At 62.8% G+C, this 12,474-nt stretch carries 15 protein-coding genes; 10 read left to right on the top strand and 5 right to left on the bottom strand.

Going from position 1 to position 12,474, the window contains the following annotated elements:
* Positions 1 to 4 precede the first annotated feature (4 nt).
* Complete coding sequence (locus AC3WVQ_RS08750; protein WP_090293937.1) at positions 5 to 520, top strand: GNAT family N-acetyltransferase; 516 nt, start codon at positions 5 to 7, stop codon at positions 518 to 520.
* A 67-nt stretch (positions 521 to 587) separates the two neighbouring features.
* Here the strand turns inward: AC3WVQ_RS08750 and AC3WVQ_RS08745 are convergent, their stop codons facing one another.
* Positions 588 to 1,031: a TIGR02594 family protein gene (locus tag AC3WVQ_RS08745; RefSeq protein WP_034795245.1), complete on the bottom strand. Its 444-nt coding sequence runs from the start codon at positions 1,029 to 1,031 to the stop codon at positions 588 to 590.
* 483 nt (positions 1,032 to 1,514) lie between these two features.
* Here AC3WVQ_RS08745 and AC3WVQ_RS08740 point away from each other — a divergent pair, with 483 nt between their 5' ends.
* Positions 1,515 to 1,868, top strand: coding sequence for a DMT family protein (locus AC3WVQ_RS08740; protein ID WP_034795307.1), 354 nt, complete (start codon positions 1,515 to 1,517; stop codon positions 1,866 to 1,868).
* Positions 1,869 to 1,954: 86 nt separating this feature from the next.
* Here the strand turns inward: AC3WVQ_RS08740 and AC3WVQ_RS08735 are convergent, their stop codons facing one another.
* The 3 genes from AC3WVQ_RS08735 to AC3WVQ_RS08725 all read right to left on the bottom strand — a co-directional run bounded on the left by AC3WVQ_RS08735 (position 1,955) and on the right by AC3WVQ_RS08725 (position 3,702).
* Entirely contained in the window at positions 1,955 to 2,590 is a 636-nt protein-coding gene (locus tag AC3WVQ_RS08735; protein ID WP_034795244.1) for a TerC family protein, read from the bottom strand.
* Positions 2,591 to 2,710: 120 nt separating this feature from the next.
* On the bottom strand, positions 2,711 to 3,301 hold the full coding sequence (locus AC3WVQ_RS08730) for a hypothetical protein (protein ID WP_162731911.1): 591 nt from the start codon (positions 3,299 to 3,301) through the stop codon (positions 2,711 to 2,713).
* An 11-nt stretch (positions 3,302 to 3,312) separates the two neighbouring features.
* Positions 3,313 to 3,702, bottom strand: a complete 390-nt coding sequence (locus AC3WVQ_RS08725) for an acyl-CoA thioesterase (protein ID WP_043626011.1) — start codon at positions 3,700 to 3,702, stop codon at positions 3,313 to 3,315.
* Between the two features lie 273 nt (positions 3,703 to 3,975).
* Here AC3WVQ_RS08725 and AC3WVQ_RS08720 point away from each other — a divergent pair, with 273 nt between their 5' ends.
* The 8 genes from AC3WVQ_RS08720 to AC3WVQ_RS08685 all read left to right on the top strand — a co-directional run bounded on the left by AC3WVQ_RS08720 (position 3,976) and on the right by AC3WVQ_RS08685 (position 11,766).
* Positions 3,976 to 5,790: a methyl-accepting chemotaxis protein gene (locus tag AC3WVQ_RS08720; RefSeq protein ID WP_090293935.1), complete on the top strand. Its 1,815-nt coding sequence runs from the start codon at positions 3,976 to 3,978 to the stop codon at positions 5,788 to 5,790.
* Positions 5,791 to 6,028: 238 nt separating this feature from the next.
* Positions 6,029 to 6,580, top strand: a complete 552-nt coding sequence (locus tag AC3WVQ_RS08715) for a Kazal-type serine protease inhibitor family protein (protein ID WP_034795236.1) — start codon at positions 6,029 to 6,031, stop codon at positions 6,578 to 6,580.
* Between the two features lie 326 nt (positions 6,581 to 6,906).
* Positions 6,907 to 8,142 (top strand): extensin-like domain-containing protein, encoded by a 1,236-nt coding sequence (locus AC3WVQ_RS08710; RefSeq protein WP_110819196.1) that lies wholly within the window; start codon positions 6,907 to 6,909, stop codon positions 8,140 to 8,142.
* Between the two features lie 614 nt (positions 8,143 to 8,756).
* The gene (locus AC3WVQ_RS08705) at positions 8,757 to 9,089 is read left to right on the top strand and encodes an ArsR/SmtB family transcription factor (protein ID WP_034795232.1); all 333 of its coding nucleotides are present in this window, start codon (positions 8,757 to 8,759) and stop codon (positions 9,087 to 9,089) included.
* Positions 9,086 to 9,493, top strand: coding sequence for a YeeE/YedE family protein (locus AC3WVQ_RS08700; protein ID WP_089044156.1), 408 nt, complete (start codon positions 9,086 to 9,088; stop codon positions 9,491 to 9,493). Before AC3WVQ_RS08705 ends, AC3WVQ_RS08700 begins: the two co-directional genes overlap by 4 nt.
* A complete protein-coding gene (locus tag AC3WVQ_RS08695; RefSeq protein ID WP_090293932.1) occupies positions 9,490 to 9,975 on the top strand; it encodes a YeeE/YedE family protein in 486 nt (161 codons plus the stop codon). The genes AC3WVQ_RS08700 and AC3WVQ_RS08695 overlap by 4 nt, the downstream gene beginning before the upstream one ends.
* Before the next feature lie 106 nt (positions 9,976 to 10,081).
* A complete protein-coding gene (locus AC3WVQ_RS08690) occupies positions 10,082 to 11,008 on the top strand; it encodes an ABC transporter ATP-binding protein (RefSeq protein ID WP_034795212.1) in 927 nt (308 codons plus the stop codon).
* Entirely contained in the window at positions 11,005 to 11,766 is a 762-nt protein-coding gene (locus AC3WVQ_RS08685; RefSeq protein WP_034795209.1) for an ABC transporter permease, read from the top strand. The genes AC3WVQ_RS08690 and AC3WVQ_RS08685 overlap by 4 nt, the downstream gene beginning before the upstream one ends.
* A 13-nt stretch (positions 11,767 to 11,779) precedes the next feature.
* Here AC3WVQ_RS08685 and AC3WVQ_RS08680 read toward each other — a convergent pair whose 3' ends face one another.
* Positions 11,780 to 12,469 (bottom strand): hypothetical protein, encoded by a 690-nt coding sequence (locus tag AC3WVQ_RS08680; protein WP_060584982.1) that lies wholly within the window; start codon positions 12,467 to 12,469, stop codon positions 11,780 to 11,782.
* Positions 12,470 to 12,474 lie beyond the last annotated feature (5 nt).

Below are 12,474 nucleotides of genomic sequence, written 5' to 3'. Positions count from 1 at the left end.
CACCATGCCGCTGATTCGACCCACACGCGAAAGCGACCTTTCTCTTCTGCCCGCCATCGAGCGCTCCTCCGGCGAGGTGTTCCGCACCGTCCCCGAGCTTGCCTGGATTGCCGATGACGACGTGCAATCGGCAGAAGCTCATCGCGAATTCCTGCGCACCGGACTATCGGTGGTAATGGTCGACGCCTCCGATCGGCCGATCGCTTTTCTTTGCGCTACGGTTGCTGACGATGCCATGCACATCTGGCAGCTTGCCGTCGAGGCGGAACGTCAGGGGCAGGGGCTTGGGCGCACGCTGATGCTGGCGGCAATCGCGCATGCGCGCGTGACGTCATGCGCCGCCGTCACGCTGACGACGTTCCGCGATCTTGCCTGGAACGAGCACTTCTATCGCAAGCTCGGCTTTGTGACGCTCGATGCGGGCGAACTCGATCCGCGTCTTGCCGAAATCCTTGCCAACGAGGCTGCGCACGGGCTGCCGGCAGAGCGGCGCTGTGCCATGCGGCTGAAGCTCGCTTGAGGGCGCAAGCCAGCATTCCGGAAAGCCGGCGCTGAAAGAAGCTCGCTCGGGCGCGGTTGTGGCCGCGCTACCGTCTGATGGCGACCACCTGGCCGCGTGCGAACTGCGATACCCTGACGCCGCCGGACTGGTTGCCGCCGATCAGCTGGGCCGTCGATTTCGACAGCATGGACAGGATGCCGACGTGATAGCCGCGGCCGGTGCGCACGACGACGACGTCGCCGGGACGGGCATAGGAGAGCTTCACGGGCGCGCCAAAACGCAGCCAGGAACGGGCGATGCCGAAGCTCTGCGGCGGACTGCGCCCGGCCTTGCGGGCGACCATGCCCATGAAATGGCCGCACCAGGGGGTGCGGGCCGGGTTGATGCCGAGCGCTGCACGAAGGGTCTTGTTGTTCTTGACCTCGTGCAGGCCCTTGTATTGCTGCGCCTGGGCAAGCATGCCCGCATTGGCGAAATCAGGTGTCAGTAGCGCGACATAGGCAGCCGCAAGAAACGCCAGGACCTTCATGGTCAGGTCTCCTTGACAAGTTGCTTGGTGCGAACGGTCGGGGCGGCCTGGCAATCGCCGGCATGGCACCCGGTTGCTCAACGGTTTCCAATGTTGGGCGGGGAGATATCAGCGGACGCGCGCGTGCAGGCGTTGAAAAACGCCGCATCGGGCACGTCGGCGAACCGCGGCAAAACGCGGAGCCAGCTTCACGGCAACTGCCGTTTCGAAGTGTGGTATTCCCCTGTCTGCCCCGTCGGGCAGCAAAGCTTCATTCACCATGCGCCGGTGCAAAATTGTGGCAAAACCCGTAAAATATTAGGGCAGGGATTGCTAATCGCCGAAATAGCTGATGCGAAACGGCGATTCGCCGCGTCAGACATCAAAAAAATAGTGGGTCGGTGCCTTCCAAGGCAGGTCTTTACGCCGGAGAAGCGGCGGCACTTGCGCGCCTACGGGGCGGCGGCGCATCGTCTCAGCGTGATTCGCACGCCGAGGTTCTTCATGTCGTTCACCCTTTCTCCGGCCTATCTCTGGCCCGTTCTTCTGCTCCTGATCTCCAACGTCTTCATGACCTTTGCCTGGTACGGGCACCTGAAGTACACGTCGTCGCCGCTTTACATGGCGATCGTCGCCAGCTGGGGCATTGCTTTCTTCGAATATTGCCTGGCGGTGCCGGCAAACCGCATCGGCCACCAGGTCTATTCGGCGGCCCAGTTGAAGACGATGCAGGAGGTGATCACGCTGATCGTCTTTGCAGCCTTCTCCGTCTTCTGGCTGAAGGAGTCGATCGGCTGGAACCATCTGGTCGGCTTCGCGCTGATCGCGGCCGGTGCTTCCTTCATCTTCAAGGGCTGACGCACCCCCAACGGACGCAAAGAAAAAGGCAGGGCGTAAACCCTGCCTTTTCAGCGAAAAGCGGTTTGTCGTCGGCGTTGCGGTAACTACATCACCGCCGCCACGGCCGGGGCCAGATGCGGCCAGACCTCGACTGCGCCGCGATAGATCATGTCGAGCGCGACATAGAGGATGATCACGAGACCGATATAGGCGATCCAGTGATAGCGGTTGAGCAGCCGGGCGATAAAGCCGGCGGCGATGCCCATCATGGCGATCGAAAGCGCAAGGCCGATTACCAGGATCGTCGGATGTTCGCGGGCAGCGCCGGCAACAGCGAGCACGTTGTCGAGCGACATCGAGACGTCGGCGACGACGATCTGGATGGCCGCCTGCATGAAGGTTTTCCTGGGCGCCTCGGAGCCTTGGCCGCTTTCGCCCGCAGCGTTTGCTGCCTGCTGTTCGCGAATTTCGCGCCACATCTTCCAGCAGACCCAAAGCAGCAGGATGCCGCCGGCGAGCAGCAGGCCGATGATTTCGAGCAGTTGCACCGTGACGCTGGCGAGCGCGATGCGCAGAACCGTGGCGGCGATGATGCCGACGAGAATGACCTTCTTGCGTTGGTCCGTCGGCAGGCCAGCGGCGGCAAGACCAATCACGACGGCGTTGTCGCCGGCGAGAACGAGGTCAATGACGATGACTTGAAGAAGCGCCGCCAGGCCGGCAGCGGTAAAGATTTCCATGATGCAACAGTCCCCCGACCTGCATATGCGAGATATAGATATGACTAACGGATAAAGCACTGCCGTGCCGCTGGATCAAGACCACTGGACGGAAATCCTCAACGACGGCCCTGCCGCGTCTCAATCGAGAAGATCGAAAGCCCGGTACATCCAGACGAGCTGGTAGGCGACGGCTGCGACGACGAAGACCGCGTGAAAGCGGCGGTTCGGGGTCCAGGCGGCGGCAATGCAGAGCAGGATGTAGGCGGCGTTGCGCGCCGGGTACTCAAAGCCGTAGGACGCGAAATAGGCCTTTCCCTTCAACGCGGTGTCGACGAGATCGACGGCAAAGGCAAGCGCCAGGGCACCAAAGAACCAGACCCGGCGCGACATGAAATAGTGTTCGTAGTCGCTGTAGTCGTCGAGCGTCGTTGGAAACAGCATGACGCAGAGAAAGAAGAAGACGCAGCAATAGAGGACGACGAAGAGGTAGACGCTGACATCGATCACCGCCAGCGAATGCAGGTGGAACTCCCACCACCAGAAGTGCACGAGGAAGACGAACATGAACAGGACCCAGCCGAGGTGGATCCAGTAGACGCGCGTCTTGCCGGGATGCTGGACGAAGAGTGCAATGCCGCTCAAGAGCCGAGCGAGGCTCAGGCTGACGATCATGCCCATGACGACGCGGATATGCGAGAAGATCTCCGGGTCGGTATGGGCAGGCTCCATGCGCCGCGCTCCTATTCTTCCGCCGGCACCGGCTTCGGTTTGCCGTTCTCGTCGAGCGCGACCATCACGAAGATCGCGTCCGTCACCTTTTCCATCAGATGCGAGAGATAACGCTGCGCCCAGGCTTCGACCTTGAGCGTCATCGAGGTGCGGCCAACCTTGACCACGTCCGTATAGATGCAGAGCGTGTCGCCGATCTTGACGGGCAGCGCGAAGGCCATTTCCTTGACAGCCGCCGTCACGACGCGGCCGCGGGCGCGTTCTGCCGCGCGGATGCCGCAGGACAGGTCCATCTGCGCCATCACCCAGCCGCCGAAGATGTCGCCCGCCGCATTGGCATCGCCCGGCATGGCGAGCGTGCGCAAGGTGAGTTCGCCGGTCGGTCTCGTCTGTTCGGTCATGCAGCCTGTCTCCCTGTTGGAGACAAGATGTAACCCGAGCGCACTTGTGGAGGGAAGACCCCGCTGCCGCACAAATGCCGGCAACGTCCTTGAGGTGCCGGCTCGTTATACTTTCGCAGGGGGTGAATGAGGAATGCCAAATTTAGGGGTTCCTCGTTAGGAGCTTTGCAAAGACCTCATCCTAACCTGCAGGCTCTGGGAGTGCCTGCCGGCTATGCCGCGGCGCCAGGATTTGGGGCGGCGCGGGGAGCGCCGAGGGGCAAGGGATTGGCAATGAAGAAATTCAGGATTTCGGCGCGTCTCTACGCGCTGGTGGCATTCGCGCTTTTGACCATGGCGGCGGCGCTGACCTTCGGTCTGTTCCAGGCGCAGGAAAAGCTCGTCGGCGAACGAAAGGCGATGCTTGCGGCGATGGACGAGAACGCGATCGCCGTGTTCGACGGCTATCACAAGCTGGAAGTGGCCGGCACGCTGCCGCGCGAGGAGGCGCAGAAGCGCGCGCTCGAAGCGATCAAGGCGATGCGCTACCAGGGCAGCGGCTATTTCTGGGTCAACGACATGCATCCGACCATGATCATGCATCCGATCAAGCCGGAGCTCGACGGCAAGGACCTCACCGAAAACAAGGATCCCAACGGCAAGCAGCTCTTCGTCGAGTTCGTAAAGACCGTCGAAAAGAGCGGCCAGGGTTTCGTCGACTACTACTGGCCGAAGCCCGGTGCCGACGCGCCGGTGCTGAAGTATTCGCACGTTGCCGGCTTCAAGCCCTGGGGCTGGGTGGTCGGGACCGGCGTCTATGCCGACGACCTGGCGGCGATGTTCCGCGACCGCGCCTGGCAGGTTGCCGGCATTCTTGCCGCCGCCGCTCTTGCCATCCTGATGGCGGCACTGGCGATCGTGCGCAGCGTCGTCAAGCCGGTCGAAAAGCTGAAGGCCTCGATGCGGGCGATCGCCGACGAAGATCTGTCTTCGGAGGTGCCGGAAACCGACCGTGGCGACGAGATCGGCCAGATGGCCAAGGTCCTCGTTGTCCTGCGTGACTCGGTGCGCGAACGGCTGGAGTTGCGCTCGCGTGAGGCAGAACAGCAGGAGCGACTGAGTTCCGAGCGGCGCGGCAACGAGCAGCGCCAGCGGGCGACGGCTGAGGCGCAGGCCGAGACGATGGAAACCGTTGGTGCGGCGCTCGAACTCCTGGCGAGTGGCGACCTCACCGCCGAGATCGGCCATATCGCGCCGGAATACGGCAAGCTGCGGGACGACTTCAACACCGCCGTCGCAGCCCTTCGCGATGTCATCGGCTCGATCTCGCATTCGACCGAGATCGTCACCGCCAGCGCCGGCGATATTTCCGAAGCGGCAAACAATCTCTCCCGCCGGACGGAGCAGCAGGCAGCCGCCCTTGAAGAGACGGCCGCGGCACTGGACGAAATCACCTCGACGGTTCGCCATGCCTCCGAACGGGCAAACGAAGCGCGTGAGATGGTCGACCGGACCAGGACCAGCGCCGCAAAGTCCGGCGGCATCGTGCGCAATGCCATCGACGCCATGGGGCGGATCGAAAGCTCGTCCGGCCGCATCGGCCAGATCATCGGCGTCATCGACGAGATCGCCTTCCAGACGAATCTGCTGGCGCTCAACGCCGGGGTCGAGGCAGCGCGCGCCGGCGAGGCGGGCCGCGGCTTTGCCGTCGTCGCACAGGAAGTGCGCGAGTTGGCGCAGCGTTCGGCCGGAGCCGCCAAGGAGATCAAGGAACTGATCGGCGCCTCGGTGCGCGAGGTCGGCGCCGGCGTCGATCTGGTTCGCTCCACAGGCGAGGCGCTCTCGGAGATCGAGGCGCAGGTCAACCGGGTCAACGAGCAGGTGGCGTCGATCGCCACGGCCGCGCGGGAGCAGGCGACCGGGCTGCAGGAGGTCAATGTCGCCGTCAACAGCATGGACCAGATGACCCAGCAGAACGCGGCGATGGTGGAGGAAACCACGGCGGCGAGCCAGACGCTGGCGGCCGAAAGCCGCGAGCTGAAGTCGCTGCTGACGAAGTTCCGGCTGCAGCCTTCAGGCTCGCACGCGGGTTACGGCCGCGCCGCCTGACGCCACAGGTTTGTCGATTGCGACCCGCGCGCTACGCCGCGCGGGTTTTTCATTCGGGGTCGGCCGCAATGCTGTCGCAAGGATACGCGTTTAGGCGCCGCCGTTGTCACACCGGTTGTCGTGCACGGAGACATTCTCTGTCTTGACCTCAGCACCGCCGGGGATAGATACGCGAGAAGCGGGAGGTGTTCGACGGGGCGTCGCTCCGGTTGCCGGCCGCTGCACCAGAGGGGACACCATGGCACTTCTCAAACTACTTCTGACCCGGCCGATCGCGCTCATGATGCTGGCGCTCGGGTTTCTTTCCGCCTGTACCGTCGTCGTCGACGAGCCGCGGCCGGGGCCGAGGCCCACGCGCCCGCAGGCCTGCACGATGGAATATGCGCCGGTTTGTGGCGAGCGCGGCAATCGTATGCGCAGCTTCCCGAACTCCTGCCAGGCGCGCGCTGACGGCTTCAACGTCATCCACCGCGGCGAGTGCCGTCCGGACTATCGCCCGCCGGATCGCGAGCCGCAGGCCTGCACGATGGAATACAATCCGGTGTGTGGCCAGCGCGGCCGCCGCACGCAGACCTTCTCGAACGCCTGCCAGGCGCGTTCCGAGGGCTTCCAGGTGATCGGCCGCGGCGAATGCCGCAGGGAGGACGACCGTCCATCCGAGGGCCAGTTCTGCACCCGCGAATATGCCCCGGTCTGCGGCCAGCGTGGCAGCCGCATCGAAACCTTCTCCAACGCCTGCGAGGCGGGTGGTGCCGGTTTCCAGATCGTCCATCGCGGCGAGTGCCGCTAGGGCCCAAGCGATCAAGCCTTTAGCATGCGAGCCCGTGTCCGACGAGGACGCGGGCTCTTTTTTGTCGGTATGGATGGACCATTCGCAGCGCGGACACCCCATTTCCAGCGGTTGGCGCGCAAGCCTTCGTTTACCGTATTTGAATAAAATGCCAGGCAAATCAGGCTTTTTGTCCGCTGTGCCCGGTTTGCGACACAGGCAAAAGGCAGCAATTGCAGGTGCTGTAGCAACCATTGCGTGCCAATTGAACGCGGTGGCGGCGGCAGGGGCAGCGGGGCGATGACGGTGGTCTTTTTCGGACCGCCTGGAGGAAGGCGCAGTTCGGTATGGCCTATGTTACTCGTCTCCATCGCCCGCTGACGGCGCTCGTTCTTTCGTTTTCGCTCGTCACCTGCTCCACCGATGACGCGCTTTCGCCGCCCGGCCGCATCGATGGCGGGGCGCGGGTCGGGTCGATCGGGCCGGTTCCTGTCGATGCCGTGCCGGCAGAGGAGGTGGCCGCCTATCCGGCCGCCACGCAGCCCTCGACCTTCCAGACCAATCCGCAGCACGCGGCGCCTCAGCAGACGCGCCGCGCGCTTCCGATGCTCGATAGCGACGAGGCGGTGGCGACGGGCGCGCAGCCGGCAAGCGCCGGCTCGAGCGCTATTCCCCAAGAGGGCGTCAACATGGATGCGATGCTCGGCGTGGAGCAGCCGGTGGTGGGGCTTGCGGAGGAGCAGAGCAACGACATTGCCGAGGGCAATGCCAGCCAGCCGGTGGTCGGCGGTATTGGTGACGAGAATGTGCGCCAGCTCGGCGGCGCAAACAGCGCCGCGCCGGCCGAAGCGAACCTTGGCTATGACCCGGATCTGCCGCCGCTGTCGCCGGACAAGATGGCCGCCGAACAGGCGCAGCGCGCCCGCGCCATGGAACAGCAGCGCCTTCAGCGCACGCAGGAGCCGCAGCAGGTCGCCTTCCTGCCGCGCGCCAACAATCCGATGTCGACGCCCGAATATACCGGCGCGATGCCCGGTTCCGAGATTGCTTGCCGCCAGCGCCTGAAAAAGCTCGGCGTCACCTTCCGCGACATTCCGCGCATCAGCAACGGTCCGTCCTGCGGCATCGACTATCCGATCGAACTCAACGGGCTGTCCGGCGGCATCGGTGTGAAGCCGGCGGTCAAGCTCAATTGCGAGGTGACCGAGGCTTTCGCGAAGTGGGTGAAGTACGAACTCGCCCCGTCGTCACGCTACCGCTACTGGTCCGGCATCAAGACGATCAAGCCGCTTGGCGGCTACTCCTGCCGCACGATGAATTCGCGTCGCGGCAATCCGATGTCGGAACACGCGCGCGGCAACGCCATCGATGTCGGCAAGTTCGTGCTGAAGAACGGCAAGGAAATCGACGTGCGCAAGAAGGGCTTCTTCGCCTTCCGCGAGAAGGCGTTGCTGAAGGCCGTGCGTTCCGACAGCTGCAAGTACTTCAACACCGTGCTCGGCCCGGGCAGCGACCCCTTCCACAAGGACCATTTCCACTTCGACCTGAGGACGCGCAAGACCGGTTATCGGCACTGCGATTAGGTGTTCAGCCGGTTGGCACCAGTGGTTTCCAGCTGCCGGCTATCGAAGCTCGGGAGCCGGCAAAAAAAAGAGGCCGGCGGGGAGGCCGGCCCAACGACCGGAGCAAAAGGGGGAGGCTCCGGCCTGCAAATCACGAGCGCAAATCAAAGGGCGATGTTGCGGCCCGCGCGATGCAAACTGATCGAAGAGCGTCACGGTTTCGTGACAGCTGGGCGTAATTGCTGTGGTCGGCCGAGCAAATCCTGCGCCGGCTTTCGTTCGAGTGCGTTCCTGGCCGGCTGTCGGCGAAGATCTGCGAATCGACCTGATTCCCTAAATAAGTAGTATTATACTTTAGGTTTTACTCGTCCGGGTCGCGTTCCGAACGGTTGCCCCAAATATGGCGATTCCCGGCATTTTCGGATCCAATTGTAACAGACTGAATTTTCTATATGTTTTTCTGCGTATGAGAAAACCTTGGGTTGGCGAGGCCGTGCCGATCTCTCCGTTTCGTCTGGTTTTGTAATAAGTAATACGATATTATATTATTTCGTATAACAATCTTGGATAGTGTCTGGTTGGCCGCTACAAGCATTGGGGGCCCTACTCACTCCTTGACGCCACAGGAGGACGAAATGGGAACGGTCATGCAATTTCCGGGGATGCGCAGCGATATGGCTGTGCATGCCGCCGAAGTTTCTAAAATCCTCAGGACACTTGCCAACCGCAACAGGTTGCTGATCGTGAGCGCGCTGCTCGAAGGCGAGCATTCTGTCGCGGCGCTCGAGGAAATGCTGGGCATTCGCCAGCCCACGCTTTCACAGCAATTGACGGTCTTGCGGGATGCCGGCATTGTCGCGACCCGTCGGCAGGCCAAGCAGGTTTTCTATCGGCTCAGCCACGACAAGGTGGCGCGCCTCGTCGGCTCGCTCTATCAGATCTTCTGTCGAGATGGTTCAAAAGCATGAATGAATACGGGAATGCGCTGGTAGGCGGGCTGTTGATTGGCCTGTCGGCGGCGATCCTGATGGTGGCCACTGGCCGGGTGGCCGGCATCAGTGGCATCGCAGGGCGCCTGCTGCAGGGCGTACAGGCTTCGTCGGGCGCATTGTTCGTACTGGGGCTGATTGCCGGACCGGTGTTGTACCGCCTCATTTTCGATGCCTGGCCGTCGGTGACTGTGACGGCCTCCTGGCCGCTTCTCGTGGTTGGGGGCCTGCTGGTGGGCTTCGGCTCGCGCATGGGCTCGGGCTGCACCAGCGGTCATGGCGTTGTCGGGCTTGCAAGGCTGTCGCGCCGCTCGATCGCCGCGGTCGCCACCTTCATGGGAGCGGCGATCGTCACGGTCTTCGTTGCGGGTTTCTTCGGATGAACAGCGCCTTGCTCCGCCTTGCCGCGACGCTCGTCTCCGGCGTCGTATTCGGTTTCGGTCTTTCGCTGTCGGGAATGCTCGATCCGGCCCGCGTGCGGGCTTTTCTTGACATAACCGGCAACTGGAACCCAAGCCTTGCCTTCGTGCTCGGCGGCGCTGTCTTCGTTTCGGCGCTCGGAGTTCTGGTGACGCGCCGGTTGAAACATCCGCTGTTCGACGGGACCTTTCATCTGCCCAACAATCAGGTCATCGACCGGCGACTGATCGTCGGCTCGGCGATCTTCGGCGTCGGCTGGGGGCTGGTCGGGCTTTGCCCGGGCCCGGCGCTCGCCTCGCTGTCGCTTGGCTTGCCGGCAACGGTCCTCTTCGTGGTGGCAATGCTGGCCGGGATGCTTGTCCATGACCGGCTGGTTGACCGCAAGCTCCCGAGGCAGACATCGGCCGGAGCGGGCGCCGATACGGGACTGTCTCAGCCGCGTTGACGCACAGTCATCTTGTTTTTTCATTCCAGCCGGCTGCAAATCGGAATGAATTGTCCCATATAGGGCGGGACCTCAAGACTCTGCCCCTCCTTCCGGATCAGTTTTCATGGCGCCAATCGTTTCCGTTTCCAATCTGTCGAAGACTTATGCCTCCGGCTTCAAGGCGCTGAAGGGCGTCAGCCTCGATATCGAGGAAGGCGAAATCCTGGCGTTGCTCGGGCCGAACGGCGCCGGCAAGACGACGCTGATCTCGATCATCTGCGGTATCGTCAATCCGAGCGGCGGAACGGTGATGGTCGGGGGGCACGACGTGGTGCGCGATTTCCGCGAGACCCGCGCGATGATCGGGCTCGTGCCGCAGGAGCTGACCACCGACGCTTTCGAAACCGTCTGGAACACGGTCACCTTCTCCCGCGGGCTGCACGGCAAGAAACCGAACCCCGCCCATATCGAAAAGGTGCTGAAGGACCTGTCGCTCTGGGACAAGAAGGACAACATGCTGCGCGAGCTTTCGGGCGGCATGAAGCGGCGCGTGCTGATCGCCAAGGCGCTGTCGCATGAGCCGCGGGTCCTCTTCCTCGACGAGCCGACGGCCGGCGTCGACGTCAACCTGCGCAAGAGCATGTGGGACGTGGTCGAGCGGCTGCGCGCCTCGGGCGTGACGATCATCCTGACGACACACTACATCGAAGAGGCGGAAGAAATCGCCGACCGCATCGGCGTCATCAACGGCGGCGAGATCCTGCTGGTCGAGGACAAGGCGGCGCTGATGTCGAAGCTCGGGCGCAAGCAGTTGCGCGTCGATCTCGCCCATCCGCTGGATGGCGTGCCTGACGTGCTCTCGGGTTACAACCTGACGCTCGAAGGCGACGGCCATTGTCTGATCTACGATTATGACACTAGCGCCGAGCGGACCGGGATCACCACCTTGCTCGCCGCCTTGGCGGAGGCCGGCATCAGGCTCAAGGACATTTCCACGCGACAGAGCTCGCTGGAAGACATTTTCGTCGAAATCGTGGGGGCAGGGCGATGAACATCGAAGCGATCAAATCGATCTATTTCTTCGAGATGGCCCGCACACGCCGCACACTTCTGCAGAGCGTGGTGTCGCCCGTTATCTCCACGTCGCTCTATTTCATCGTCTTCGGCGCGGCGATCGGCGGCCGCATCCAGGAGATCGACGGCGTTTCCTATGGCGCCTTCATCACGCCCGGCCTGATGATGCTGACGCTTCTGACCCAGTGCATCGGTAACGGGTCCTTCGGCATCTATTTCCCGAAATTCACCGGCACGATCTACGAGGTGCTTTCCTCGCCGGTCTCGATGGTGGAGATCGTGCTCGGCTATGTCGGCGCCGCGGCGACCAAGGGGATGATGATCGGCACGATCATTCTCCTGACGGCATCGCTCTTCGTCGACCTGACGATCGCTCATCCCTTCGTCATGGTCTTCTTCTTCGTGCTGACGGCGATTTCCTTCAGCCTGTTCGGCTTCATCATCGGCATCTGGGCCAAGGATTTCGAGCAACTGAACCTGATCCCCATGCTGGTGATCCCGCCGCTCGTCTTCCTCGGCGGCAGCTTCTATTCGGTGAAGATGCTGCCGCCCTTCTGGCAGGCCGTCAGCCATTTCAACCCGGTGCTGTACCTCATCAGCGGTTTCCGCTGGAGCTTCTTCGAGGTGTCGGACGTCAACCCGATCTTCAGCGCGGTGATCATCATTGCCTTCCTGACTGTCTGCATGTCGGTGCTCGCCTGGATCTTCCGCACCGGCTACCGCCTGCGTAACTGACTTCCATCGGTCGTCAGGGTGCTAGCGCCGGCACGGCTCCACTGGCATAGGCGATGATCGTGCTGGCGACGGCCATCGCGAGCAGCGCCTGAAGAATCGTGACCACGACGTGGAGGAGCGACCGCACGGCGGAGAGCCCGAGGTCGGCCATGAACCAGCGCGTTTCGGCAACGATGTACCAGACGATCGAAGCGACCACGAAGGCGGCGCCGACAGTGGTGAAGGCGTTGTGCCCGGCCAAGAGCAATTGGCCACCGAGGCTGATGGCAAAAGCGAAGGGTGCCGTGACGTAGCACTGGCTGAAGAAGGGCGGACGCAGCGTCTCGCGTGTCAGCTTGGCACCCTTGTTGCGCAGGAGCTTCACGGCCATCAGCAGAGGCAGAATACTGAAGGCGACAGCCCGAAACATCAGCAGGTTGGAGTCGGAGGCAAGCAGCGACGTCGGCGCCCAGGGAACTGCGCGGCTGACGAGGCCGAGCTCCAGCCCATGCGCCAAGAGCAGCGTGATCAGCAGAAAAAGCGGCGGGCTCAGCGCATCCGAGTACTGCTCCGGCAGGTCGTCGCCGAGCTCGACGTCGGCATAGCGCATCATCGCCTGCGGGTGGCGCAGCGTGCGCCACAGGGTGAGCGGATAAAACAGCAGCCAGCAGACGAGCTCATAGAGCAGTTCCTCGATCGACTTCAGCAGTCGCATGAAATCCATGCCGT

It is taken from the genome of Ensifer sp. EB106-05-01-XG146 (assembly GCF_058791875.1).
The sequence above is the reverse complement of the archived record's forward strand: the minus strand, read 5'-3'. Positions and strand labels throughout refer to the sequence as shown.